This window comes from Roseitalea sp. MMSF_3546 (genome assembly GCF_030732865.1).
Classification (GTDB): Bacteria; Pseudomonadota; Alphaproteobacteria; order Rhizobiales; family Rhizobiaceae; genus Roseitalea.
Window position 1 is genome coordinate 63,644 of sequence record NZ_JASHKB010000003.1, and the last position, 25,192, is coordinate 88,835.

The window sequence follows — 25,192 nt, forward strand, 5'->3', positions numbered from 1 at the left end:
CTCATTCGGGTGAAGGACGGGCGGCCTGTGCGCGGTTCGACAGGTGCAGCTTGGCCCGCATGTCGGCGGCGAAGGCCTGGCCGACCACGTTGCGCAGTTCACGGTCGCGCCCGGTCAGCCGGCGCAGGCGATCCGCATCGATGGCAAAGACGGTCGCGGCGGTCGCGGCGACGACGGTCGCGGTGGCCGGCGTGCCGGTCAGTGCGGTTACCTCGCCAATGAAGGTCCCGGGCAGGCATTCGCCGATGCGCTTGCCCCCCGAAATGACGTCGGCGCGCCCCTGTTTGAGGTACAACAGGTTCGCCACCGGCTGGTCCTCGGTCGCCAGCACGCTGCCCGGTTCGACATCGATCCAGTGGCCGGCGTCGAAGAGCCGGCGGGCCGCGTGCCTTGGCAGGTCGGCGAACTTGCTGGCCAGCAGCGCCTTTTCGTCAGCGGAAAAGCGGACGCGGCGGTCGAGGATGAAGCGCCGGGTCAGGCCGAGCAGCGAGATCGTTATGAAGAAGCACTGGATCACGGCCGAAGCGAGGTTGAAATCGCGCCACAGGCTCAGCAGCATGCAGCAGGCGGCGGCTATGATGACGGTCGGATAGGTGTAGCCGTTGCCGCGCACCGCCCCCAATTGCAGCGCAGCATAGGCGCCGACATGCAGCGCCACGCCGAACAGGCCGACCATCTGGTAGACGGCCACGGTTTCGGGGATCCATGGCGTCACGGCTCCTCCCTTTGCTGCGATGGCGCGCACCACCATATGGCACGCCCTGCCGGCCGCCAAGCATCACGACCGCCGGGCCCGCCGAGCCGGCGTGACGGGCCTTCATATCATCATCGGGAAAGCGCAAAGCGTGTGATGCGCCACTGCGCGCGCACCGGCGAGATCGTCACCGGCCGGGTACTTGCGCCGGCCCCTGCGCGTTCGGCCGCATCGAACACCGCGTCGGCGACGCCAAGCACGGAAAAGGGCGGGCGCAGGGTCCTGTCGACCGATGCAAGGGCGTTCCTGGCCTGGCGCAGATGCTGGCGGCCGAGTGCGACGAAGGCGCTCGTCGCCGTGGCGGCGGCATCGTCATCGTCGCCGGCGAGCCAATGGCTCGCGTCGAAGCCGGCCGCCGACAGCAGGTCCCCGGGCAGATAGACCTGGCCGCGCGCGCGGTGCACCGGCATCTGGCGGATCAGGTTGGCGATGCCGTAGGCGACGCCGGCATGGCCAGCCGGATCGGCGGTGGGGGGCACCGCGCCGCCATTGAGGATCTGGCAGGCCATCTGGATCAGCGCCGAGCCCGTCTCGCCGAGATAGCCCTCAAGATCGGTGCGCGCGGGCATGGGGTCGTCATAGAGATCGAAGATGCGCGCTTCGAGCATGTTGTCGAAGGTGGCGGCGGGCAGGTCAAAGCGGTTGATGGTCTTAAGAAGCGGCGCAGCGACCGGGTGGTGACCGGCCTCCTCGGCCCGGTCGCCGTCGATCACCTCGCGCCACCATTGCAGGCGGATCTCGCCGGGCAGCGGCTCGGAGACAATGTCCCGGATGCGCGCGATCTCGGCGTTGAACAGGAACAGCGCGGCCAGCGCCTCGCGCTTGTCCTCGGGCGCAAAAAGCACCGAAAGGTAGCGCTCGCGATCGGCCGCGCGCAACTGTCCCAGAAGATTGCCGGAGGTGTCGCCCATGGGGGCGATATGGCACTGGCGGGCGAGGTTGGCCAGTGGGGTGGTGCAGAGGGCCTCAGCCGGTTTGTCTTGCTCGATCGGTCGGGCCGTGTCGGATGTTCAGCGGCTTCCTTCTCCCAGCGGGGAGAAGGATACGAGACACATCGAAGCGAAGCTGCGTTGATGTCACAGTTGGATGAGGGGGCGCGATTGCAGGAAATGCCCCTCACCCAGTTGCGGCTGGTTCGCTTGCGCTCACAAGCCTCACATCCCTCTCCCCGCAAGCGGGGCGAGGGAGGCGGGGCGCACTCTACCGCGCATCCTCCACCGCGATCAGCGCGGCGGCGACCTGCCGGTCCTCGGCAAGCAGCACGTTGAATGTGCGCACCGCGGCGCCGGTCGCCATCGACTCGACCGCAACGCCGTGTCCGTTGAGCGCTTCGCGCAGCGGCCGGGGCAGAACCCGCAGATCCTCGCCGCAGCCGACCAGCAGCAGTTCGATGCCGCCGGACTGATCGAAGACCGGCGCCAGGCTTGCCTCGTCGATGTCCTCGAAGCGGGCGACGTCCCAGCCGTGAATGCCCGAGGGCAGGACGATCACCGAGCCCCTGTGCGACATGTCGGCGAAGCGGAAGCCGCCATTGCCATAGGCGTCGATCGGCGCGCGGCCCGGATAGTGCGCGTCGCGGATCTCGATGCCGGCGCGGATGGTGCGGGCCACGGCGCGCCTACGCCGTGTCCATGTCGACGGGGGCGGTGTTGGCCGTCGCCGCCTTCTCCTTTTTGGCCTCGTCGTCCCCCTGCGACAGGGCGCCGGGGCGCAGGCGGAACATGATCAGGATCGGCGCGGCCACGAAGATCGAGGAATAGGTGCCGATCACCACGCCGAAGATCATCGCCGATACGAACGAGCGCAGCACCTCGCCGCCGAAGACGAACAGCGCCGACAGGGCCAGCAGCGTCGTCACCGAGGTCAATATGGTGCGCGGCAGGGTCTGGTTCATCGACATGTCGAGCAGTTCGGGAATCGGCATCTTCTTGTATCGTCGCAGATTCTCGCGCACGCGGTCATAGACGACCACCGTGTCGTTGAGCGAATAGCCGACAATGGTCAGGATCGCGGCGATACTGGACAGGTTGAACTCGAGCCCGGTGATCACGAACATGCCGATCGTCAGCAGCACGTCATGGGTGGTGGCGATGATCGCGCCGAGCGCGAACTGCCACTCAAAGCGCAGCCAGATATAGACCAGAATCGCGGCCAGCGCGGCGAGCACCGCGATGGTGCCGGCGGTCGCCAGTTCGCCCGACACCGTCGGCCCCACCACCTCGACGCGGCGTATGTCGTAATCCTCCTCGAGCGCGGCGCGCACCTTGGTGACGGCGCTCTGCTCGGCGGTATCGCCGCCATCCTGGCTTTCGATGCGGATCAGGACATCGCGTTCCGAGCCAAAGCCCTGCACCTGCACGTCGCCAAGATTGAGCCCCGACAGCGCCGTGCGGATCTCGCCGATATCGGCGGTGTCGGCCTGCGACTGCACCTCGATCAGCGAGCCGCCCTTGAAATCGATGCCAAGGTTCATGTTGACCGTGGCGAACAGCGCCATGGAGGCGACGACGACCGCCGCCGAAGCGGTGAAGGTGTAGCGGCGCAGCCACATGAACCTGATCTTGGTGTCCGGGCGCAAATGCCTGCCAAGGCCGAGCGGCAATTCCTTGGGCTTGCGGCGCTTGAGCCAGAACGCCATCATCCAGCGCGTCAGGATGAAGGCGGTGAACACCGTCGTCACGATGCCGATGGCGAGCGTGACGGCGAAGCCGCGGATCGGCCCCGAGCCGAGATAGAACAGGATCACCGCGGCGATCAGCGTGGTCACATTGGCATCGACAATGGTCGTGAAGGCGCGCTGGAAGCCGGCGTCGATCGCCTGGATCAGACTTCGCCCGCCAAGGCGCTCCTCGCGGATGCGCTCGAAGATCAGCACGTTGGAATCGACCGCCATGCCCACCGTGAGCACGATGCCGGCAATGCCCGGCAAGGTCAGCGTGGCGCCGAGCCCGGACAGCGCGCCCAGGACCAGCGTGATGTTGATCAAGAGCGCCAGATTGGCGATCACGCCCAGGAAACCATAGGCAACGAACATGAAGCCGACGACGAGAAACGCGCCGATCAGCCCGGCGATCTCGCCGGCGGCGACGGAGTCGGCGCCAAGGCTGGGGCCGACCGTGCGCTCCTCGACGAAGGTCGGCTTGAGCGGCAGCGCGCCGGCGCGCAGCAGGATCGCCAGATCGTTGGCGCCCTCGATGGTGAAGTTGCCTGAGATCTGGCCCGAACCGCCCAGGATCGGCTCGCGGATCACAGGCGCCGAGATCACCTGATCGTCAAGGACGATGGCAAAGGGCCGGCCGACATTCTCCTGGGTGGCGCGGCCGAAGCGCTGGGCGCCGGTGCCGTCGAAACGGAAGGTGACGATCGGTTCGTTGGTGCGCTGGTCGAAGCCGGCCTGGGCGTCCTCCAGGTTCTCGCCGGTGACGATTTCGCGGGTTTCCAGCAGATAGGGAATTGGCGGATCGTCGGTCGAATAGAGCACCTCGGTGCCGACCGGCGGACGGCCGTCGAGCGCTTCTTCGACCGGGGTCGTCGCGTCGACCATCTGGAAGGTCAGGCGTGCGGTGGTGCCGATCAGGTCCTTGAGGCGCTGCGGGTCGTCGAGCCCGGGCACCTGCACGATGATGCGATCGGTGCCCTGGCGCTGGATGATCGGTTCCGTGGTGCCCAGTTCGTCGATGCGGCCGCGAATGACCTCGACGGTCTGGCTGACCGCGCTCGCCATGCGGTAGTCGAGGCCCTGGTCGGTGATGGTCAGTTCGAACCGGCCGTCGGCGCCCTCGTCGAGCGTGACCTCGCGGATCGTGCCGCCGGTCAGAACGCCGGTCGAGACCGGCGCGAGCAGGTCGGCCAGCGCTTCGCGCGCGGCCTCCGCCTCGCCGGGATCGCGCAGCCGGAAGCTGACCCGCTGACCCTGGCCGGACAGCCCTGTATAGCCGATGCCCTCGGCGCGCAAGAGCCGCCGCACCTCGTCGCCGACGCTCTCCAGGCGCTGGGCGACCAGATCCTCGCGGTCGAGCATGAGCTGCAGGTGCACCCCGCCCTGAAGGTCGAGCCCGAGCGCCAGCGTGTCGTTGGGAATGACCTCGGGCAGGCTGTCGCGCACCGACTGCGGATAAAGGTTGGGCAGCGCGAAGGCGATCCCGACCGCTACGGTCAGCCAGATCAGGGCCGTCTTCCAGGGGGCGAAATAGAGCATGTCAGGTCACGTCCGCAATCGGTCAGGCGCGGGCCGGCCGGCACCGCGCGTTTAACATAGCGCGCCATTGTGGCAATCGGCGCGCTATCGAAGTCCGGTCCTACGCCTTCTTGGCGTCGTTGGCCGCGACCGGTTCGCCCTTCACGCGCACATCGGCGACCATGGAGCGCACGACGCGCACCTTGGTGCCCTGGGCGATCTCCACTTCCAGTTCGTTGTCCTCGAACACCTTGGTGACCTTGCCGACCACGCCGCCACCGGTGACGATGGTGTCGTTGCGGCGGATCGCACCGAGCATTTCCTCGCGCTTCTTCATCTGCTGGCGCTGCGGGCGGATGATCAGAAAGTACATGATCACGAAGATCAGGATGAAGGGCAGCAGACTCATGATGAGAGACGGACCGCCCGCGGCGCCACCCGCTTGAGCAAACGCCGGTGTCACAAACATGCACAACTCCTTGAGAACCGATATCCCGGAAGGGGACCTTGAAATTTGCGGCGAATATAGTCAGGCAAAGCGCCGATGCAACCAAAGAAGGGTCGGCCGGCGCCATCGCGCGCGCCGATCCTACGCAGGGGCCGAGCCGATGGCGACCGAAGACGCTGGCGCGCTGGCAGCGCTGAACGCAAAGCTCGACCGGCTGATCGCGGCGATGGACCGGCTGGCACCGCCGCCCGCGCCACTGCCCGATTTCGATGCGGCCGAGTGCTTTTTGTGGAATGCGGAGGCGGGCGCGCTCGTTGCCGTCGCCCGGATCAACCGCATCGAGATCGGACTCATCCGCGGTGTCGACCGGGTGCGCGACATCCTGATCGACAACACCACGCGCTTTGCGGCGGGCCTTCCGGCCAACAACGTGCTGCTGTGGGGTGCGCGGGGGATGGGCAAATCCTCGCTCGTCAAGGCGGCCCATGGCGCGGTCAACGCACAGGCGTCGAACGGGCGCGGGCCGCTCAAGCTGATCGAGATCCACCGCGAGGACATCGACGCCCTGCCCCGGCTGCTCGGGATCGTGCGCGATGCGCCGTACCGGTTCATCGTGTTCTGCGACGATCTGTCCTTCGACCAGGACGATACGTCATACAAGTCGCTGAAGGCGGCCCTTGACGGCGGTGTCGAGGGTCGGCCCGAAAACGTGATCTTCTATGCGACCTCGAACCGGCGGCATCTTCTGCCACGCGACATGATCGAAAACGAGCGTTCGACGGCGATCAACCCGTCAGAGGCGGTCGAGGAGAAGGTGTCGCTGTCGGACCGGTTCGGCCTGTGGCTGGGTTTCCACAAATGCAGCCAGGACGATTACCTGGCGATGGTGGACGGCTATGTCGCCCATTACGGGCTCGACGTCGAGCCCGAGCAACTGCGCCGCGACGCGCTTGAATGGGCAACGACGCGCGGCGGCCGCTCCGGGCGCGTCGCCTGGCAGTTCATCACCGATCTGGCCGGTCGCCTGGGCAAGCGGCTGGAGGGGTAGCCCTTCTCCCCGTGTGCGGGGAGAAGGGTTTGCGATTGCCTCCCACTTGAGGGGAGGCGCGCGAGACCGAGCCTGCGACGGTCGCGCGGGTGGGGGTACCGAAGAGGCGCATCGGCCACTCCATTACCCCCACCCGGCTCTGTCTCGTTTGCACTCGCCAGTGGCCGACCTCCCCTCAAGGGGGAGGTGAGCCAAGGTGCAGATCACTCCGCCGGGACGGCGAACTGGTTCATCGTGTTTTCGGTGCCGCCGGCCTTGAGCGCCGCATCGCCGGAGAAATACTCCTTGTGGTCGTCGCCCATGTCCGAGCCGGCCATGTTCTGGTGCCTGACGCAGGCGATCCCTTCGCGGATTTCGCGGCGCTGAACGCCCGCCACATAGCCCAGCATCCCCGCTTCGCCGAAATATTCGCGGGCCAGATTGTCGGTCGAAAGCGCCGCGGTATGATAGGTGGGCAGCGTGATCAGGTGATGGAAGATGCCGGCCTGGCGCGCCGCGTCGGCCTGGAAGGTGCGGATGCGCTCATCGGCCTCGGCGGCCAGATCGCTGTCGTCATAATCGGCACTCATCAGCCGGTCGCGGTCGTAGCTGGTGACGTCCTTGCCGGCTTCGACCCAGGCGTCATAGACCTGCTGGCGGAAATTGAGCGTCCAGTTGAAGGATGGCGAGTTGTTGTAGACCAGCTTGGCGTTCGGCACCTGCGCGCGAATGGCGTTCACCATTTCGGCGATCTGGCCGATATGCGGCTTTTCGGTCTCGATCCACAAAAGGTCGGCGCCGTTGCGCAGCGAGGTGACGCAGTCGAGCACCACCCGGTCCTTGCCGGAGCCCTTCTTGAACTGGAACAGGCCGCTCGGCAGGCGCTTGGGGCGCATCAGCTTGCCATCGCGACGGATCAGCACGTCGCCATTGCCGATCTCGGCTTCGGACACGTCCTCGCAGTCGAGAAAGGCATTGTACCGGTCGCCCAGATCGCCCGGCGCGTTGGACACGGCGATCTGCTTGGTCAGGCCGGCGCCGAGCGAATCGGTCCGCGTGACGATGATGCCGTCATCGACGCCCAGCTCCAGGAAGGCGTAGCGGCAGGCGCGCACCTTGGCGAGGAACTCGGCATGGGGCACGGTGACCTTGCCGTCCTGGTGGCCGCACTGCTTTTCGTCGGACACCTGGTTTTCGATCTGCAGCGCACAGGCGCCCGCCTCGATCATCTTCTTGGCCAGAAGATAGGTCGCCTCCTCGTTGCCGAAGCCGGCATCGATGTCGGCGATGATCGGCACGATGTGGGTCTCGAAATTGTCGATCTTCTTCTGCACGGCCGCCGCGGTCACCTCGTCGCCGCCATCGCGCGCAGCGTCGAGCTCGCTGAAAAGACCGCCAAGTTCGCGCGCATCGGCCTGCTTGAGGAAGGTATAGAGCTCCTCGATGAGCGCGGGAACGGAGGTCTTTTCGTGCATGGACTGGTCGGGCAGCGGGCCGAATTCCGAGCGCAGCGCGGCGACCATCCAGCCCGAAAGATAAAGATAGCGGCCCCTGGTCGAGCCGAAATGCTTCTTGATGGAAATCATCTTCTGCTGGCCGATGAAGCCGTGCCAGCAGCCCAGCGACTGGGTGTACTTGGCCGGGTCCGCGTCATAGGCAGCCATGTCCTGGCGCATGATCTTCGCGGTATATCTGGCGATGTCGAGGCCGGTCCGAAACCGGTTCTGAAGCCGCATGCGGGCGACATATTCGGGATTGATGCCGTCCCACGGCCGGCCATGGGCGGAGATCAGCTCCGAGGCGGTCTGGATTTCATTGTGGTAGGTCATGTCCTGCTCCTGGCGTGGCGGCCCCGCCGTGCGGGCGCCGTGTCGAAATCCTGTAAAGCCTGTCACAGCGCGGCTCCGCCCACGTCCATTCACGCTGCCGGACCGCCATTGCGACGGCTGGATCGGCTCATACGTAACGCCCATTGGCGGAAACGGCACGCGAATGCTGCATCCGCGTTGTCAAAATCGTGTAAAAATGGCTGGCAGATGGGGCGCAGGCTGTCGGATTGTGAAGATTTTGACAAGCGGCGCGACGGCCCACGCGTCATCACGCCCTCGCATGCGGCGAGACGAAGGGTGGGCGCGGTCACGACATGAAGGGCCGGCGTGCGCCGGGCCCGCGACCCCCTACCCCTCGGCGTCCTTCACATGGCCCTTGACGTCCAGGAAGCTGTCGGGCGTCACCGAGATCGTGTCGATGCCGGCCTCGACCAGCAGCCTTGCGTAATCGGGCGAGTTGGATGGCGCCTGACCGCAGAAGCCGACCTTGGCCCCCGCCTTGTGCGCGCGCTCGACGACCGACCGGATCATCCACAGCACCGCCGGATCACGCTCGTCGAACACATCGGCCAGTTCGCCCGAATCGCGGTCGACGCCCAGGGTGAGCTGGGTCAGGTCGTTCGAGCCGATGGAAAAGCCGTCAAAGCGCTCGGCGAACTGCTCGGCGAGGATCACATTGGAGGGGATCTCGCACATGACGTAGATCTCGAGCCCGTTCCGGCCGCGCTCGAGCCCGGCGCCCGCCATCACCTCGAGCACCCTGTCGGCCTCGGTCAGCGTGCGGCAGAACGGGATCATGACGACGACGTTGTCGAAGCCCATCTCCTCGCGCAGCTTGAGGATCGCCTTGCATTCGAGCTCGAAGCCGGGCCGGTAGCCGTCCGAGTAGTAGCGCGAGGCGCCGCGCCAGCCGATCATCGGGTTTTCCTCCCGGGGCTCGAAATCGTGTCCGCCCAGCAGCTCGGCATATTCGTTCGTCTTGAAGTCGGACATGCGCACGATCACGCGGTTCGGATAGGCAACCGCTGCGATGCGCGACAGACCGCGTGCCAGTTCGTCGACGAAGTAGTCCTCCTTGTTGTCGTAGCCGCGGGTGATCTCGGCGATCTCCTGCTTGACGTCGTCATCGCCCAGCGTGTCGAAATTGACCAGCGCCATCGGGTGAACCTTGATGACGTTGTTGACGACGAACTCCATGCGGGCCAGGCCCACGCCCTCGGCCGGCAGCCGCCACCAGCGAAAGGCGGCCGAAGGGCTGGCCAGGTTCAGCATGATCTTGGTCCTGGTCTCCGGCACCTCGTCGAGAGAAATCTCCTCGGCGGAATAATCGGCAATGCCCTCGTAGACATAGCCCTCCTCGCCTTCGGCACACGAGACGGTCACCTCCTGGTGGTCGTGCAGCACGTGGGTGGCATTGCCCGTGCCGACGATGGCCGGAAGGCCCAGTTCGCGGCTGACGATGGCGGCGTGCGAGGTACGGCCGCCATGATCGGTGACGATGGCCGAGGCGCGCTTCATGATCGGCACCCAGTCGGGGTCGGTGGTCGATGTGACGAGAATGCCGCCATCGATGAACTTGTCGATGTCCCTGACATCCTCGATCAAACAGACGGTCCCGCCGACGACGGCACCGCCGACCGAAAGCCCGGTCAACAGGCGCCGGCCCTTGTTGTCGATGGTGTAGGACTTGATCGTGCCCTGGTTGGCGCGCGACTGCACCGTCTCGGGCCGCGCCTGAACGATATAGAGCTTGCCGGTCTCGCCATCCTTGGCCCATTCCATGTCCATTGGCTGGCCGTAATGGTCCTCGATCGTCACCGCCATGCGGGCCAGTTCGATGATCTCGTCATCGCTGAGCACGAAGGCGGCGCGCTCGGCCTTCGAGGTCGGAACGTTGCGCGTGACCGGTCCGTCGCCGCGGCCGTAGATCATCTTGATGTCCTTGGAACCGCGCGCCTTTTCGATCACCGGCTTGAGCCTGGGATTGGACAGGAAGGGCTTGTAGACCTCGTATTCGTCCGGATTGACCGCGCCTTGCACGACGTTTTCGCCGAGCCCCCAGGCCGCGTTGATCAGCACCGCCTTGTCGAAGCCCGATTCGGTGTCGATCGAGAACATCACGCCCGAGCCGCCAATGTCGGCGCGCACCATCTGCTGAACGCCGATCGACAGGGCAACCTCGGTGTGATCGAAGCCGTGATGGCGGCGATAGGTGATCGCCCGGTCGGTGAACAGCGAGGCGTAACAGCGCCGGCAGGCCTCGAGCAGGGCCACCTCGCCGCTGACATTGAGATAGGTCTCCTGCTGGCCGGCGAAGCTGGCCTCGGGCAGGTCCTCGGCGGTGGCCGACGAACGCACGGCCACCGACATGTTCTCGATGCCTTCGCGCTCGCCCAGTTCCCGATAGGCGGCAAGGATGTCGCTGCGAATGTCGTCGGGCCACTGGCCATTGAAGATCGCATCGCGAATCGCCTCGCCGGCCTGCTTCAGCGTCAGCCGGCCATCGTCGAACCGTTCGACGCGGTCGCGGATGAACGCGTCGAGGTCGTTCGCCTTCAGATAGGCGCGAAAGGCGTCCGAGGTGGTGGCGAACCCGCCGGGGACGGCGACGCCCTTGCCGCCGAGTTGCTGCACCATCTCGCCCAGAGAGGAGTTCTTGCCGCCCACCTTTGCCACGTCGCCGCGCGACAATTGCTCAAAGAAGATGACATTGCGGTTTGATTGGAGCACGGACGGCCTCCCGTTTCGAGTTCGGTCGGCGGCACAATTGGCGCTGGTGGCGCCCGGGTCATTGACCCTTGTCAATGGCTGCGCGGTGGTGGCCGCTATGGTATGGGCACAAGGGATCGGGCGCGGCGGGCGCCGCCACAGCATATCGAGGATATCGTGATGGACAGCAACGCGCTGACGGCATTGAGAGAACGGCTGGAGAGCGCGGCAACGCTCGATGACGCGCTGGCAGGCGATGCGGCAGCGATGCTGTCGGACGGCTTCCGGGAACCGATCGCGCCGGAGGCGACCAAGACCGGGCTGCTGGGATCGGCGGAAAGCGCCATTCGCGTCGTCGGCCATGCCTATCCGGGCTGGGCGCTGTCGTTTGACGGTCACGCAAGCCCGCGCGACAACACCAAATGGCGCTGTACGCTCAGGGAATCGCGCGGGCCGGACGACGACCAGATCGTCGGCATCGGCAACGCCAACTCGATGCGCCTGGCGCTTCTGGCGGCGGTGGCGCATATCAAGATCATGCATGCGGCCGGCTATGGCTGAGCGCGCAGGCCGATGGTCGTTTTCGGCCCTTGCGTCCGGTCACGCCCGGCCGCGGCGCAACCGGGGATGACGAAGAGAAGGGAGCGGCGGAGGCGACGAGGACGGACAGGGGGTTCGGCAAACCTACGCGACGTCGTCGATATCGGCATCCTCGCCGCCGGTGACCCGGTGCGCCAGCGCGGCTTCCATGAACGGGTCGAGCGCCCCGTCGAGGACGTCGCCCGGTGCGGTCGATTCCACGCCCGTGCGCAGATCCTTGACCAGTTGGTAGGGCTGCAGGACGTAGGACCGGATCTGGTGGCCCCAGCCAATGTCCGACTTGGCGTCGAACTGGGATTGCGCGGCTTCCTCGCGCCGCTTCATTTCCAGATCGTAGAGCCGGGCGCGCAGCGCCTTCATGGCATTGGCGCGGTTCTGGTGCTGGGATTTTTCCGACGATGTGACGACGATGCCGGTCGGCAGGTGGGTGATGCGCACCGCCGAATCGGTGGTGTTGACGTGCTGGCCGCCGGCGCCCGAGGAACGGTAGGTGTCGATGCGGATATCCTTGTCGGCGATCTCGATCTCGACATTGTCGTCGATCACCGGATAGACGCCGACCGAGGAAAAGGAGGTATGCCGGCGGGCATTGGAGTCATAGGGGCTGATGCGCACCAGGCGGTGCACGCCGGTCTCGGTCTTCAGCCAGCCATGGGCGTTGTGGCCCTTGACGAGCAGCGTGGCGGACTTGATGCCGGCCTCGTCGCCGGCCGAAAATTCCTGCAGTTCGACCTTGAAGCCATGGCGCTCGGCCCAGCGGGTGTACATGCGCAGCAGCATGTTGGCCCAATCCTGGCTCTCGGTGCCCCCTGCCCCCGAATGGATCTCGACGAAGGTGTCGTTGGCGTCCATCTCGCCAGAGAGCAGCGCCTCGATCTGGCGCTTTTCGATCTGGCCCTTGAGCGCCCGGATGGCCTGTTCGGCCTCGGCGACGGTCTCGGCGTCGTCCTCCTCCTCGCCCAGTTCGATCAGCGCGACATTGTCCTCGAGCGCCTGGTCGAACCCCCTGATCGCGCCGATCATGTCTTCCAGACGCTGGCGCTCCTGCATGAGCTTTTGCGCCTCGGCGGCGTCGTTCCAGATGTCGGGATCTTCTGCGCGCGCGTTCAGATAGTCGAGGCGTTTGACGGAGGCATCCCAGTCAAAGATGCCTCCTCAGCAGGGCTATGTCCTGCCTGATGCTGTCGGTCAGCGTGGCGATTTCCGCGCGCATGGGTGAAAGCGATCCGATGAGTTGCAGTTGCGGCGCGGCGGGCGCGCCCTCCCCCGTCACTTAAGTCGGCGCGCCTTGGCTGTAAAGGGCAGCCGATGTCAGAACAGTCCGCCGGCGCCCTCCTGGACGGCCTGCTGCGCGTCGGGCGAGATCTGACGCTGCCGCTCGGTGCGCTGCACCTGGATCGCCACCTGCTCGGCGCCGATGACGAAATAGCTGTCGGCGGGGCCAGTGCCGGGCTTGAACGCCTCGATGATGATGTCGCCGCCCTGGCCGTTGGCGCGCATGCCGGTCTTGCGGTCGATCTCGATGAGGTTCATGCCCGCCGGCAGGTGGAAATCGGTCAGCGGCTCGTCGGCCAGCACATCGGCCATGAAGTCCTTGAAGACCGGCGCGGCCAGGCCACCGCCGGTCGAGCCGCGCCCCATCTCGGTGGGCTGGTCAAAGCCGATATAGACGCCGGTCACGATGGACGGCGTATAGCCGACGAACCAGGCATCCTTGTAGTCGTTGGTGGTACCCGTCTTGCCGGCGATCGGCCGACCCAGATCGCGCAGGATCGTCGCCGTGCCCCGCTGCACCACGCCTTCCATCATGGAGGTCATCTGATAGGCGGTCATCGGATCGAGCACGATCTCGCGGGTGTCGGTCAGTTCGGGTTCGTCCTGGCCGAGCCACTGGCCGGCATTGCAGCCCTCGCACTGGCGGCTGTCCTGCTTGAAGACGGTGCGGCCGTAGCGGTCCTGAATGCGGTCGATCAGCGCAGGCTCGATCTGCCGGCCGCCATTGGCGATCACCGAATAGGCCGAGACCATGCGCAGAACGGTGGTCTCGCCCGAACCCAGCGCCATCGCCAGCACCGGCGACAGATCGTCGTAAAGGCCGAACTGCTCGGCATATTCGGCGACCAGGTTCATGCCCATGTCCTGGGCCAGGCGCACCGTCATCAGGTTGCGCGACTTCTCGATGCCAAGACGAAGCGTCGACGGACCGGCCGCCTCGCCGGTGAAGTTCTGCGGCTCCCAGACCTCGCCGCCCGAGACGAGCTTGATCGGCGCGTCCATGATGACCGAGGCGGGCGTGTAGCCATTGTCGAGCGCGGCCGCATAGACGAAGGGCTTGAAGGACGAGCCGGGCTGGCGATAGGCCTGCGTGGCGCGGTTGAACTGGCTTTCGTGGAAGGAAAACCCGCCGGCCATGGCCAGAACGCGACCGGTGTTGGGATCCATGGAGACGAGCGCGCCGGAAACGGCCGGAACCTGGCGCAGCAGATAGTCGGCCGAGTCCTCGGCCTTGGGCTGGACGTAGACGACATCGCCCGGCGCGACCACCTCGTCGATCGAGCCGGCCGAACGCGTGCCGCCATCCTCGCGCAGTTTGAACGCCCACTGCATGTCGTCGCGGGCGATGGATGCCTCGTCGCGCTCGTCGGTCACGCCGCCGTCGAGCTTGCGCTCGGGCCGAAGGCCGATGCGCACGCCGTCGTCGCCGGTGCCGAGCACGACGGCGACATCCCACTCGGGTACGTCCGGCAGCCGGTCGAACTCGGCCAGCGCCGGCCCCCAGTCGCCGGAAATGTCGATCTGGCCGATGGCGCCGCGCCAGCCCCAGTTGCGGTCGAATTCGAGCAGGCCGCGCTGCAGGGCGATCCGCGCCTGGTTCTGGATCTTCGGGTCGAGCGTGGTGCGCACCGACAGCCCGCCCTCATAGAGCGCGTCGTCACCATAGCGCTCGATGATCTGCTTGCGGACCTCCTCGGTGAAGTATTCCGACGCGAACACGAAGTCGCCCGAGCGGCGGAAATTGACGCCCAGTTCGCGCTGCTTGGCCTGTTCGGCGTCCTCGACGGTGATGTAGCCATTGTCGACCATGCGGTCGAGAATCCAGTTGCGCCGGTCGAGCGCGGCCTCGGTGTCGTCGAAGGGATGATAGTTCGCCGGCGCCTTGGGAAGCGCGGCGAGATAGGCAGCCTCGTGCAGGTCGAGTTCGTTGACCGCCTTGCCGAAATAGGTCAGCGCGGCCCCGGCAATGCCGTAGGAGCCGGCGCCGAAGAAGATCTCGTTGAGGTAGAGTTCGAGAATGCGGTCCTTGGTGTAGGCCTGCTCGATGCGGAAGGCGAGGATCGCCTCCTTGACCTTGCGGTCGATGGTGCGGTCGGACGACAGAAGGAAGTTCTTGGCGACCTGCTGGGTGATCGTCGAGCCGCCGAGCAGGCGCCGGTCCTGGCCCTCGATGACGATCTGCGCATTGGTGACCATGGCCCGGGCGAGCGCAAGGAAGTCGACGCCGGTATGGCTGTAGAAATTCTTGTCCTCGGCGGACAGGAAAGCCGCCTTGACGCGATCGGGCACGGCCTGGATCGGCAGGAACAGCCGGCGCTCGCGCGCGAACTCGCCCATCAGGCGGCCGTCGACCGAATAGAACCGGGTGGTCACCGGCGGCTCGTAGCGGGCAAGCACCTCGTAGTCGGGCAGATCGTCGGTGAGGTCGCCGACATAGATCGCAATTCCCGCGGCGACGATCAGAAAGCCGACGACACCCAGACCAAAAAGATAACCCAAAAGGCGCAGCATTCATCCAACCCGTTCAATCACCTAGCCGCGCGCATCATTGCCGCGCAACTTCCCCTGCGGTGCGGCCACAATGCGACAGCAACATGGCGACCGGAGCCGTATACACCAAAGATCGGCCGGCGTTGCGCCGCGGCCACAAAAATTCGCGTCCGTTACGGTTACACGGCGCCGCAACGTAACCTGCGGCAGTCGCCGTGCCCGCACAACCGGGTACGGTCGGCGCCGTTCACTCGCCCTGCCGCGCGGCGATTCGGCGGCCGGCCAGTTCGGCATATTCGGTCACCGCAGCGGCCAGTTCGGCGGCCATGCCGGCGCGCCACTTCTCGTCATTGAGCAGCACCTCGTCTTCCTTGTTGGAAAGATAGCCCAGTTCGACGAGCACGGAAGGCACGTCGGGCGCCTTCAGAACGCGGAAGCCGGCGAAACGGTGCGGATTGTTGATCATGCGCCAGGACTTGGAGATGTGCGAGACGAGAATGCGGGCGAACTGAACCGAAAAGCCGAGCGTCTCCTGGCGGGCCAGATCGACGAGAATGTCGGTGACCGGACTGAGCTCGTCCTCATAGGTAATCCCGGCAATCGAATCGGACAGGTTCTCCGAGCGCGCGATCTCGGCGGCCACGTCGTCCGAAGCGCGGTTGGAAATCGTGTAGACCGTGGCGCCGCGCACATAGGACTGGCGCACCGAATCGGCATGCAGGGAGACGAACAGCGAGGCATTGCGCTGGCGCGCGAAGCGGACCCGGTCGTTGAGCGCGATGAAGACATCGTCCGTGCGCGTCATGACGACGTCTATGCCGTCGATCTTCTCGAGTTCGGCGCGCATCTGGTGGGCGAATTGGAGCACCACGTCCTTCTCGCGGGTGCCGCCGACGCCGATGGCGCCCGAATCGATGCCGCCATGGCCGGGATCGAGCACGACGACGAAATCGCCCTGGTTGGCAAGGCGCGACAGCGGCTTGGCGCCCAGCCGATCGGACTTGCCCGAGCGCACCACGATCGAGCTGGTCTGCATGGTGTCGATCATTGCGCGGCGAAAGCTCTGCGCATCGGTCGTCGACAGATCGATGGCAAGCCGGTAGAGCCCGTCCGAGGGCCCCGATTCGATGCCGTCGACCCGCAGCGGCTCGGCGAGCTCGAAAATCATGCGCGAGGACGCATTGCCCATGTCGCCGTAGCGCACCGTCTCGAACAGGGTTCCCAGATCGTCCTCGTCGAGTTCGAAGCCATAGCCGATGCGCTCGAAGTCGAGCACCAGCCGGAACGGATGGTCGAGCAGTTGATGGCTGACCGAGACCTGGCGGTCAAAGCCGATCTCCAGGCGCGCCCCGGCCCCGTTGCGATCGTAGGAGACGCCGATCTCGACCGCGACGGGCGCATCGAAGGCGGTGCGTGCCGGCGCGATGGCCAGCAGCAGTGCCACAAAGACCATGGCAATGGGCCAGGCCGGTGCCCCCGCGCGCCCGATGGTGCCTGTGATGCCGCCGGCAACGGTCATGATCGGCTTCCCCGCCCCTTGTTCGCTTCGCCCGAAGGCGATCATAGGACAGCCATGGTTAATCGCGTCTTTACCAAGCCCGGGCGCCCGACGCCACCGGCGCCTGTGGCGTCCGCGACCGGCGGCTGCCCCGTGCCGCAATAAAACAGCTTGCGTGCGCGCTGCCAAATACCTAGTTTGTAACAAGCGGTTCGACGCCGGAATTGCGGGCGAACCGCCGCAGGATTACCTGAGCGCCGCCGCGCGTGGCGCCAAGGTCATGACCGGAAACCGCATCGCAGTTTCCCACCCCCGCATTGCGGGCACAAGCCGTGGCCGGCCCCAACTGCCGGCCCACACAACTGAATCGCCGTTCGGCCATGTTTATGAATGACATGACATATTCCGACCGCAGCCCGGCCTCGAGGCATGATGTCCCGGCTCGGCGCGTTGAGGAACTGTCGGCCCGGCGGCACAACAAACAACCGGGCAGGCGACGGCCAATAGGGGCATCCAGGCTCGTCGTACGTGCCGGCGCGGGGCGACGAAGCGTTGCCCATCCTCGTATGAAGGCACGCGCCGCCAGGCCCGGCGGAAGCAGAACACATGTCAAACAAGATGATTATCGATTCCTCCCACCCGGAGGAAACACGCGTCGTTGTCGTAAAGGGTAACCGCCTCGAAGAGTTCGACTTTGAATCCCAGCACAAGAAGCAGATCCGAGGCAATATCTATCTTGCCAAGGTAACGCGGGTCGAACCGTCGCTGCAGGCGGCCTTCGTCGATTATGGCGGAAACCGCCACGGGTTCCTCGCCTTCTCCGAAATCCACCCGGACTACTACCAGATCCCGCTGGCCGATCGGCAGGCGCTGCTCGAAGAGGAAGCCGCCCTTGCCGAACAGGAAGCCAGCGAGGACGATGACGACCAGCGCCAGGCTTCAGATGGCGAGGAGCAGCGTTCGGGGCGCGGGCGGCGCCGGCGCGGCCGGGGACGGGACCGGTCGAAGGCCAATGGAAAGGCCGCCAGCGCCCTGCCCGACGCCGAGCCGGTGGCGATGGACGACCTGCTGGCCGCATGGGCCGATGACGACAGCGAGCCAGGCGCGGCCAGCCATGCCTCGGTCATGGCGACCGATGCCGGCCCGGGACAGACGGTTTCCGGCGATCCGGGCGATGGCGACGATGACGACGTCGACGACGACGACAGCTTCGACGATGTCGGCGAGGACGATGCGCTGGAGGATGCGCGCCCGCGGCGCCGGCCCTCGCGCCGCCAGTACAAGATCCAGGAAGTCATCAAGCGCCGGCAGGTGATCCTGGTGCAGGTCGTCAAGGAAGAGCGCGGCAACAAGGGCGCGGCGCTGACCACCTACCTTTCGCTGGCCGGGCGCTATTCGGTGCTGATGCCGAACACGGCGCGCGGCGGCGGCATCTCGCGCAAGATCACCGCGGCCTCGGACCGCAAGCGGCTCAAGGACATCGTCAAGAAGCTCGACGTGCCCAAGGGCATGGGCGTGATCCTGCGCACGGCGGGCGCCAACCGCACCCAGAGCGAGATCGAGCGCGACTACGAATATCTGATGCGGCTTTGGGACAATGTGCGCGACCTGACCCTGTCGTCGACCGCGCCGGCGCTGGTCTACGAGGAAGGCAGCCTGATCAAGCGCTCGATCCGCGATCTGTACAACAAGGACATCGACGAGATCACCGTTGCCGGCGAAGGCGGCTATCGTGAAGCCAAGGACTTCATGAAGATGCTGATGCCCAGCCAGGCCCGGGTCGTCAAGCCGTGGAAGGACACCGCGCCGATCCTCGCGCGCACCGGCATCGAGGCGCAGCTCGACAAGCTGATCCAGCCGCAGGTGACGCTCAAGTCCGGCGGCTACATCATCATCAACCAGACCGAGGCGCTGGTCGCCATCGACGTCAATTCGGGCAAGTCGACACGCGAGCACTCCATCGAAAAGACGGCGCTTGCCACCAATCTGGAAGCGGCCGAGGAGGTCGCCCGCCAGTTGCGCCTGCGCGATCTGGCCGGGCTGATCGTGATCGACTTCATCGACATGGAGGAAAACCGCAACAACCGCGCGGTCGAAAAGAAGCTCAAGGAGTGCCTCAAGCGCGACCGCGCGCGCATCCAGGTCGGCCGGATCTCCCATTTCGGGCTTCTGGAGATGAGCCGGCAGCGCATGCGCGCCTCGGTGCTCGAAAGCACCATGCAGGTGTGCAATGCCTGCGGCGGGACAGGCTATGTGCGCTCGCCGCAATCGGTGGCGCTGCACATCATCCGCTCGCTTGAAGAGCACCTTCTGAAGAACGCCAAGCATCACGTCACCGTGCGCACGCCGGCCGACAACGCGCTTTACATCCTCAACAACAAGCGCGACACGCTGGCCGAGATGGAACAGCGCTTCGGCGTGACGATCACCGTCGCCATCGACAACGAGATCGGCGCGGACATGCTGGCGATCGATCGCGGCGAGATCTCGAACCTGCCCAAGAAGGACAGCAGCGCCATCGCCATTGGCGACTGGGACGAGGAGGACGCGGACGTCGAGGAACCGGCGGCGGCGGAGGCGGCGGTCGAGAGCGCCGAGCAAGCCGGTCCGGTCGAGCCCGACGGCAAGGATGACGACGAGCAGCCATCGCGCCGGCGCCGACGTCGGCGGCGCCGCAGCGGTCGCGACCGCGACGATGAAGCCGAGACGATCGCCGAGGGACAGGCATCGGACGAGGACGACGATGGCGCCGGCGGACGACGCCGCAAGCGGCGTTCGCGCGGCCGTCGCGGCGGACGCAACCGGCGCACGCCCCACATTCCGGCGGCCGAACCGGTCGGCCCCCTCGCGGACATGATCGCCGCCGAAGCCGCCCGGAGCGAGGCGGACGAGACCAGGGCGGACCAGGCCCGGCCCGACACGGCACGCAAGGACGCGGCGAAGGACGAAGCGCCAATGGCTGCGGACGGCCAGGCCCATCGCGCCAATGGCGATGGGCGCAAGGGCGATGGGCGCAAGGCCGACATCGCCGAACCGGCCGAACCGGCCGAACCGACCGCGCGGGCCGCCGCGCCGGAGCCCGAAGCGACCCAGACGGCGGCCCGCGGCGAACCGGGCGATGGCGCAAGCGCCGGCGCCTCGGGCGCGACGGCCGATGAAGGCGGCGGCGAGGACAAGACCGAAGACGGCGAGGAGCGCGTGCGCGCCACACCCGAAACGGTCGATCTGGAGGTCGAGCCGGTCATCGTTTCCGACAGTGCCGTCGATACCGAGCGCAAGCCCAAGCGCGTGGGGTGGTGGGCCCGCGGAAAGAGCTTCTTCTGAGCCGACCGCGCGACGCCGATCGGGAGACCGCGTCCAGGCCCGGAGCTTACCTGGCGGCGGGGTTGCATCTTGCCGAAAGGCCGGTCGGTCTTGCGACGGAGCGCTGGGCTGCGAAAAAGCGGCGCAATCGCGTCGGATCGGTCGCCAAATGTCGGTGTCGCCAGCCGCCCACGCTTGCCCGGGTCGCGATTGCGCATTAGGCAGGCGCAGCGAACACGCATGAAGGCGCCACAGCCATGGGTAGACATGTCCTGATCCTGCACGGACCGAACCTGAACCTTCTGGGCCGGCGCGAGCCGGGCATCTATGGAAGCCGGACGCTCGACGAGATCAACATGGAATGCGAGCGGCTCGGCGCCGAACTGGGGCTGGAAGTCGCGCACTACCAGTCCAACAGCGAGGGCGATCTGGTCACCATGGTGCAGGAGGCCGGGCTTGCGGGCAAGGCGATCGTCTTCAATCCGGGCGCCTATTCGCACACCTCGATCGCCCTGCGCGATGCCATTTCCGGCTCGGGCGCCCAGGTGATCGAAGTGCACATCTCCAACATCCATGCGCGCGAGCCATTCCGGCACGGCTCGATGATCACGCCGGTGGCGCGCGGCATGATATGCGGGCTTGGCACGGACGGATATCTGCTGGCGCTGCGGGCACTTGCGGCCGAGCCCGCTGCGGCGTAAGCGGTCACATCAAGGGCGACGGCGCAGATCTCGGGCGCCGGTCACCGGGCATCAAGAGGACACAATGGCGGACAAGAAATCGGCGTTCGACAAGGATCTGGTCAGCGATCTGGCGCGCATTCTCAACGAGACCGACCTGACCGAGATCGAGGTCGAGCAGGGCGAGATGCGCATCCGCGTCAGTCGCGAGGCGCCGGCCCAGTTCGTCAGCCACATGGCGCCGTCGGCACCGCCGGCCGCCCCGCCCGCGGCCGCCGCACCGCAGCCCGCAGCCGAATCGGCCGAGCCGGCCGCAGGCGCCGCGCCGCAGGCGCCGAGCACCGAGAATGCGCTGCCCGCCCCCATGGTCGGCACCGCCTATCTGGCGCCGGCGCCGGGCGCCGAGCCGTTCATCGCCGTGGGCGCGAGCGTCGCCGAGGGGGAAACGCTGCTGATCATCGAGGCGATGAAGGTGATGAACCAGATCCCGGCGCCGCGCGCCGGCACGGTGACCGCGATCCTGATCGAAGACGGCGAGCCGGTCGAATTCGGCCAGCCGCTGCTCGTGATCGAATAGCGGCAGGGACGGTTCGTATTCGATGTTCAACAAGGTCCTGATAGCCAATCGCGGCGAGATCGCCCTGCGCATCCTGCGCGCCTGCAAGGAGCTGGGCATCCCCACCGTTGCGGTCCATTCGACCGCCGACGAGATGGCGATGCATGTGCGGCTGGCCGACGAGAGCGTGTGCATCGGTCCGCCGCCCTCGCGCGACAGCTATCTGAACATTCACCAGATCGTTGCGGCCTGCGAGATCACCGGCGCCGACGCGGTCCACCCCGGTTACGGCTTTCTGTCCGAGAACGCCAAGTTCGCCGAGATCCTGGAAGCACACAACATCACCTTCATCGGCCCGACCGCGCAGCACATCTCGATGATGGGCGACAAGATCGAGGCCAAGCGCACGGCCGCCCGGTTCGGCATTCCCGTCGTGCCCGGTTCCGACGGCGGTGTCAGCGACCCGGCCGAGGCCAGGCGCATCGCCGCCCAGATCGGCTATCCGGTGATCATCAAGGCAGCGGCCGGCGGCGGCGGGCGCGGCATGAAGGTGGCGCGCAGCGAGGCCGATCTGGCGCTGGCGCTCGACACGGCACGCTCGGAGGCGGGCGCGGCCTTCGGCAGCGATGCGGTCTATGTCGAGAAATATCTGGACAAGCCGCGCCACATCGAGGTGCAGATCGTCGGCGACGGCGCAGGCAAGGCGGTGCATCTGGGCGAGCGCGACTGCTCGCTGCAGCGACGACACCAGAAGGTGTGGGAGGAAGCGACCTCGCCGGCGTTGAACGCCGAAAAGCGCGAGGAGATCGGCATGGTCTGCGCCAATGCGGTGGCCGAGATGGGTTATCGCGGCGCCGGCACGATCGAGTTCCTTTACCAGGACGGCGCGTTCTACTTCATCGAGATGAACACGCGGCTTCAGGTCGAGCATCCGGTGACCGAGGCCGTGACCGGCATCGATCTCGTGCACGAGCAGATGCGGGTCGCCTCGGGCGCCGGGCTTTCGGTGCGGCAGGACCAGATCTTCTTCAACGGCCATGCCATCGAGTGCCGGATCAATGCCGAGGATCCGCGCACATTCATGCCCTCGCCGGGCACGATCACCCATTACCACACGCCGGGCGGGCTGGGCGTGCGCGTCGATTCGGGCGTATATGCCGGCTACACGATCCCGCCCTATTATGACAGCCTGATCGGCAAGCTGATCGTGCACGGGCGCAATCGGGTCGAATGCATGATGCGGCTGCGGCGCGCGCTCGGCGAGTTCGTCATCGACGGCATCGCCTCGACGTTGCCACTGTTTCAGGATCTGGTCGAAAATCCCGACATCGCCAATGGCGACTACGACATCCATTGGCTGGAGAGCTACCTGGCCGACTCCGGGGCGAGCCGGTGACGATGCGATAGCGGTTGCGATCGATGGCCGAGCATGACGGCAAGAACAGCGAAAGCCGGATCACGCCGCAGGTCCTGCTCAAGGCCTATTCGGTGGGACTGTTCCCGATGGCCGAGGATGCCAGCGACCCGACGCTCTACTGGGTCGAGCCGGAGATGCGCGGCATCATCCCCCTCGATGCGTTTCATGTTCCCAGGAGCCTTGCCAAGACGGTCCGGCAGGGCCGCTACGAGGTTACGGTCAATGCCGCCTTCGGGTCGGTGATGCGGGCCTGCGCGGAACCCGCGCCCGGTCGCGGCAAGACGTGGATCAACCGCACCATCCTCGAACTGTACGCGAAGCTGCACGCGATCGGCCATGCGCACTCGGTCGAGGCCTGGGACGACGATCAGCTCGTGGGCGGGCTGTACGGGGTCACGCTCGGCCGCGCCTTTTTCGGCGAGAGCATGTTCTCGCGCAGGCGCGACGCCTCCAAGGTGTGCCTGGTGCATCTGGTCGAGCGGCTGCGCGAACGCGGCTTCGTGCTGCTCGACACCCAGTTCACGACCGAACATCTCAAACGCTTCGGCGCGGTGGAGGTGCCGCGTGCCGACTACGAGCACATGCTCGCCGAGGCGCTGATCGGCTCGGCCGTCTTCGACTGAGGCGGCCGGGTCGTCTCGTCGTCCTCGGCGCGACCGGGCACGAGGACGCAGGCGGCAATCGAAGGCCGCTCAGGTCTGCGGCGGGGGAACTTCGGAGTCGGCCTTGCAGCCCTTCAGCCAGACGTCATATACCGCGTGCTCGATCGCATTCAGGCCGGGACTGTCGGCAAACATCCAGCCCGCGAAGATCCGGCGGATCTTGCGGTCGAGCGTGATCTCGTCGACCTCGACGAAGGTCGACGAGCCCGGCGGCAGGTCCTGCACGCGCGAGTAGCACACGCGCGGCGTGATCTGCAGCGCGCCGAACTGCACCGTCTCGTCGATATAGACGTCGAACGTGATGATCCGGCCGGTGATCTTGTCGATTCCGGAGAACTCGGCGACGGGGTTGGCGATCTTGTCGGCCTGATCGATGGCCGCCGCGCCGTGCGGCATGACGGCGACGGCGATGCCGGCGAGCAGGATCGTCAGGGCGCGAATCGGTTTCATGGCGGCACGATAGGTCATTTTTCGGTTCGTGTTCATGGCTTCCGATAAACGCAAGCTGTGACCAAATCAGGGTCGGCGCGGTCAGTGCCGGACGACGCCGCTGCGCCGTGCCGACATGAAGCGGCAGTGCGACCCCTCGAGCACGGCGCCGCACAGGATGCCGGTGCGGTAAACGCCGGTGTCGATGGCGATGCGATTGGGAAAGATCATCGGTCGCGGATGGATGGTATGGCCGTGCACCACGACCTTTCCGAGGGACCCGCGAAACCCGAGAAACGGCTCGCGAATCCAGAGCAGATCGTCGGGCGCCTGGTCCTTGATGGCCACATCGGGCCGGATGCCGGCATGGACGAACAGGAAGTCACCCTGGACATGAAAGAGTGCGAGCGACTCCAGGAACGCGCGGTGGGCCGCCGGCAGCGCCGCGGAAAAGACGGCCGAGAGCGCGTCGAGGTCGCGGCCGGCATGGTCGTGATCGATGCCGTAGGATCGCAGCGTCTCGCGCCCACCCCAGGCCAGCCAGCCCGAAGCGACGGCATGCGGATCGGAGAGCATGGTCAGCATCCAGTCGTCATGATTGCCCTTGAGGCAAACGAGCTTCGAATCGGCGGCCCTGCGGGCGATCAGCGTCTCGATGACGCCGGGCGTGTCGGGGCCGCGATCGCAATAGTCGCCCAGACACACGATGCGGTAATCGGCGGGCGGGTTCTCGGCCAGCTCGGCATCGATGGCCTGCAGCAGCGTGTCGAGCAGGCCGCGATAGCCGTGCACGTCGCCGATGGCGTAAACGCGCATGCCCTGTGGTAAGCGCGCCTGGCTATAGAACATCGGTGCGGTCTGTCGCGATCAACCGGGCGTCCAGGCGTCGTAGTCACCATCGGCGCGCGGACGGGATTCGGGGTTGAGCATGGACCCCCTGGGCCGATAGGCGCCGGGCGTGCCGGTCATGTTCGGCTCGAAGGGCCGCTCCCAGGGATGGGGCGTATAGTCTTCCTGGCTCGGCGGGATGTCGACACGATGATGGAGCCAGCCGCTCCAGCCCGGCGGGACCGTCGAGGCCTCGGCATAGCCGTTGTAGATCACCCAGCGGCGCGTTGCCCCGTCGGCGTCCTTGCCGCCTTCGTAGTAGACATTGCCGAATGCGTCCTCGCCCACGCGCCTGCCATGCCGCCAGGTGAAATAGCGGGTGCCGAGCGTCTGGCCGTTCCACCAGGTGAAGAACTGCGTCAGAAAGGTCTTCATGGTCGAGCTCTCGTTCGTCGGGGCGTTTATCGCGCCGCCCATGCTGCGATGCAAGAGGATCGGGACGCAAATTCG

20 protein-coding genes are annotated in these 25,192 nt (G+C 66.2%); 7 read left to right on the forward strand and 13 right to left on the reverse strand.

The window, feature by feature from the left end; translation table 11 throughout:
- Window position 1: 1 nt before the first annotated feature.
- From RBB34_RS03860 to yajC, 5 genes are all read right to left on the reverse strand, one after another.
- A complete protein-coding gene (locus tag RBB34_RS03860) occupies window positions 2–715 on the reverse strand; it encodes a cyclic nucleotide-binding domain-containing protein (RefSeq protein ID WP_306117872.1) in 714 nt (237 codons plus the stop codon).
- Window positions 716–825: 110 nt separating this feature from the next.
- On the reverse strand, window positions 826–1,665 hold the full coding sequence (locus tag RBB34_RS03865; protein ID WP_306117873.1) for a phytoene/squalene synthase family protein: 840 nt from the start codon (window positions 1,663–1,665) through the stop codon (window positions 826–828).
- 289 nt (window positions 1,666–1,954) lie between these two features.
- On the reverse strand, window positions 1,955–2,353 hold the full coding sequence (locus RBB34_RS03870; RefSeq protein WP_306118032.1) for an Mth938-like domain-containing protein: 399 nt from the start codon (window positions 2,351–2,353) through the stop codon (window positions 1,955–1,957).
- 19 nt (window positions 2,354–2,372) lie between these two features.
- Window positions 2,373–4,952 (reverse strand): protein translocase subunit SecDF, encoded by a 2,580-nt coding sequence (gene secDF / locus RBB34_RS03875; RefSeq protein WP_306117874.1) that lies wholly within the window; start codon window positions 4,950–4,952, stop codon window positions 2,373–2,375.
- Between the two features lie 100 nt (window positions 4,953–5,052).
- Window positions 5,053–5,400: a preprotein translocase subunit YajC gene (gene yajC, locus RBB34_RS03880; RefSeq protein WP_306117875.1), complete on the reverse strand. Its 348-nt coding sequence runs from the start codon at window positions 5,398–5,400 to the stop codon at window positions 5,053–5,055.
- A 139-nt stretch (window positions 5,401–5,539) separates the two neighbouring features.
- Here yajC and RBB34_RS03885 point away from each other — a divergent pair, with 139 nt between their 5' ends.
- Window positions 5,540–6,427 carry an ATP-binding protein gene (locus RBB34_RS03885; RefSeq protein ID WP_306117876.1) on the forward strand — a complete coding sequence of 296 codons (888 nt, stop codon included), beginning with the start codon at window positions 5,540–5,542 and terminating at the stop codon, window positions 6,425–6,427.
- A gap of 203 nt (window positions 6,428–6,630) precedes the next feature.
- Here the strand turns inward: RBB34_RS03885 and RBB34_RS03890 are convergent, their stop codons facing one another.
- Together RBB34_RS03890 and ppsA are read right to left on the reverse strand one after the other, a co-directional pair.
- Complete coding sequence (locus tag RBB34_RS03890; protein WP_306117877.1) at window positions 6,631–8,235, reverse strand: isocitrate lyase; 1,605 nt, start codon at window positions 8,233–8,235, stop codon at window positions 6,631–6,633.
- Between the two features lie 348 nt (window positions 8,236–8,583).
- Complete coding sequence (ppsA, locus tag RBB34_RS03895) at window positions 8,584–10,965, reverse strand: phosphoenolpyruvate synthase (RefSeq protein WP_306117878.1); 2,382 nt, start codon at window positions 10,963–10,965, stop codon at window positions 8,584–8,586.
- A gap of 159 nt (window positions 10,966–11,124) precedes the next feature.
- On the opposite strand from ppsA, the gene RBB34_RS03900 reads away from it, so the two are divergent.
- Window positions 11,125–11,505, forward strand: a complete 381-nt coding sequence (locus RBB34_RS03900; protein ID WP_306117879.1) for a hypothetical protein — start codon at window positions 11,125–11,127, stop codon at window positions 11,503–11,505.
- 123 nt (window positions 11,506–11,628) lie between these two features.
- Here RBB34_RS03900 and prfB read toward each other — a convergent pair.
- From prfB to RBB34_RS03915, 3 genes are all read right to left on the reverse strand, one after another.
- Window positions 11,629–12,757 (reverse strand): peptide chain release factor 2 gene (gene prfB, locus RBB34_RS03905; RefSeq protein ID WP_306117880.1). Its coding sequence is split into 2 segments (ribosomal slippage): window positions 11,629–12,687 and window positions 12,689–12,757, totalling 1,128 coding nucleotides; the frame shifts between segments, so codons are not numbered across the junction.
- A 98-nt stretch (window positions 12,758–12,855) separates the two neighbouring features.
- Window positions 12,856–15,330, reverse strand: a complete 2,475-nt coding sequence (locus RBB34_RS03910; protein ID WP_306117881.1) for a penicillin-binding protein 1A — start codon at window positions 15,328–15,330, stop codon at window positions 12,856–12,858.
- Window positions 15,331–15,556: 226 nt separating this feature from the next.
- Complete coding sequence (locus tag RBB34_RS03915; protein ID WP_306117882.1) at window positions 15,557–16,828, reverse strand: N-acetylmuramoyl-L-alanine amidase; 1,272 nt, start codon at window positions 16,826–16,828, stop codon at window positions 15,557–15,559.
- 585 nt (window positions 16,829–17,413) lie between these two features.
- Here RBB34_RS03915 and RBB34_RS03920 point away from each other — a divergent pair.
- From RBB34_RS03920 to aat, 5 genes are all read left to right on the forward strand, one after another.
- Window positions 17,414–20,131: a ribonuclease E/G gene (locus RBB34_RS03920; RefSeq protein ID WP_306117883.1), complete on the forward strand. Its 2,718-nt coding sequence runs from the start codon at window positions 17,414–17,416 to the stop codon at window positions 20,129–20,131.
- Between the two features lie 236 nt (window positions 20,132–20,367).
- Window positions 20,368–20,811, forward strand: a complete 444-nt coding sequence (aroQ, locus tag RBB34_RS03925) for a type II 3-dehydroquinate dehydratase (protein WP_306117884.1) — start codon at window positions 20,368–20,370, stop codon at window positions 20,809–20,811.
- A 64-nt stretch (window positions 20,812–20,875) separates the two neighbouring features.
- Window positions 20,876–21,367, forward strand: a complete 492-nt coding sequence (accB, locus tag RBB34_RS03930; protein WP_306117885.1) for an acetyl-CoA carboxylase biotin carboxyl carrier protein — start codon at window positions 20,876–20,878, stop codon at window positions 21,365–21,367.
- Window positions 21,368–21,389: 22 nt separating this feature from the next.
- Window positions 21,390–22,742, forward strand: a complete 1,353-nt coding sequence (gene accC / locus RBB34_RS03935; protein ID WP_306117886.1) for an acetyl-CoA carboxylase biotin carboxylase subunit — start codon at window positions 21,390–21,392, stop codon at window positions 22,740–22,742.
- Between the two features lie 23 nt (window positions 22,743–22,765).
- Window positions 22,766–23,386 (forward strand): leucyl/phenylalanyl-tRNA--protein transferase, encoded by a 621-nt coding sequence (gene aat, locus RBB34_RS03940; RefSeq protein WP_306117887.1) that lies wholly within the window; start codon window positions 22,766–22,768, stop codon window positions 23,384–23,386.
- A 69-nt stretch (window positions 23,387–23,455) separates the two neighbouring features.
- Here aat and RBB34_RS03945 read toward each other — a convergent pair whose 3' ends face one another.
- The 3 genes from RBB34_RS03945 to RBB34_RS03955 all read right to left on the reverse strand — a co-directional run bounded on the left by RBB34_RS03945 (window position 23,456) and on the right by RBB34_RS03955 (window position 25,117).
- Window positions 23,456–23,893, reverse strand: a complete 438-nt coding sequence (locus tag RBB34_RS03945; RefSeq protein WP_306117888.1) for a DUF2155 domain-containing protein — start codon at window positions 23,891–23,893, stop codon at window positions 23,456–23,458.
- A 63-nt stretch (window positions 23,894–23,956) separates the two neighbouring features.
- A complete protein-coding gene (locus RBB34_RS03950) occupies window positions 23,957–24,703 on the reverse strand; it encodes a metallophosphoesterase family protein (protein ID WP_306117889.1) in 747 nt (248 codons plus the stop codon).
- A gap of 18 nt (window positions 24,704–24,721) precedes the next feature.
- Window positions 24,722–25,117 (reverse strand): NADH:ubiquinone oxidoreductase subunit NDUFA12, encoded by a 396-nt coding sequence (locus RBB34_RS03955; RefSeq protein WP_306117890.1) that lies wholly within the window; start codon window positions 25,115–25,117, stop codon window positions 24,722–24,724.
- Between the last annotated feature and the right edge of the window lie 75 nt (window positions 25,118–25,192).

Bases quoted from the DNA above. Each gene is read 5' to 3' on its own strand.
- secDF (WP_306117874.1), bottom strand. From the start codon at position 4,952: ATGCTCTATTTCGCCCCCTGGAAGACGGCCCTGATCTGGCTGACCGTA.
- accC (WP_306117886.1), top strand. From the start codon at position 21,390: ATGTTCAACAAGGTCCTGATAGCCAATCGCGGCGAGATCGCCCTGCGC.
- RBB34_RS03915 (WP_306117882.1), bottom strand. From the start codon at position 16,828: ATGACCGTTGCCGGCGGCATCACAGGCACCATCGGGCGCGCGGGGGCA.
- RBB34_RS03920 (WP_306117883.1), top strand. From the start codon at position 17,414: ATGTCAAACAAGATGATTATCGATTCCTCCCACCCGGAGGAAACACGC.
- RBB34_RS03865 (WP_306117873.1), bottom strand. From the start codon at position 1,665: ATGGGCGACACCTCCGGCAATCTTCTGGGACAGTTGCGCGCGGCCGAT.
- RBB34_RS03945 (WP_306117888.1), bottom strand. From the start codon at position 23,893: ATGACCTATCGTGCCGCCATGAAACCGATTCGCGCCCTGACGATCCTG.
- RBB34_RS03885 (WP_306117876.1), top strand. From the start codon at position 5,540: ATGGCGACCGAAGACGCTGGCGCGCTGGCAGCGCTGAACGCAAAGCTC.
- yajC (WP_306117875.1), bottom strand. From the start codon at position 5,400: ATGTTTGTGACACCGGCGTTTGCTCAAGCGGGTGGCGCCGCGGGCGGT.
- accB (WP_306117885.1), top strand. From the start codon at position 20,876: ATGGCGGACAAGAAATCGGCGTTCGACAAGGATCTGGTCAGCGATCTG.
- RBB34_RS03890 (WP_306117877.1), bottom strand. From the start codon at position 8,235: ATGACCTACCACAATGAAATCCAGACCGCCTCGGAGCTGATCTCCGCC.
- RBB34_RS03955 (WP_306117890.1), bottom strand. From the start codon at position 25,117: ATGAAGACCTTTCTGACGCAGTTCTTCACCTGGTGGAACGGCCAGACG.
- RBB34_RS03950 (WP_306117889.1), bottom strand. From the start codon at position 24,703: ATGTTCTATAGCCAGGCGCGCTTACCACAGGGCATGCGCGTTTACGCC.
- aroQ (WP_306117884.1), top strand. From the start codon at position 20,368: ATGGGTAGACATGTCCTGATCCTGCACGGACCGAACCTGAACCTTCTG.
- aat (WP_306117887.1), top strand. From the start codon at position 22,766: ATGGCCGAGCATGACGGCAAGAACAGCGAAAGCCGGATCACGCCGCAG.
- RBB34_RS03900 (WP_306117879.1), top strand. From the start codon at position 11,125: ATGGACAGCAACGCGCTGACGGCATTGAGAGAACGGCTGGAGAGCGCG.
- RBB34_RS03910 (WP_306117881.1), bottom strand. From the start codon at position 15,330: ATGCTGCGCCTTTTGGGTTATCTTTTTGGTCTGGGTGTCGTCGGCTTT.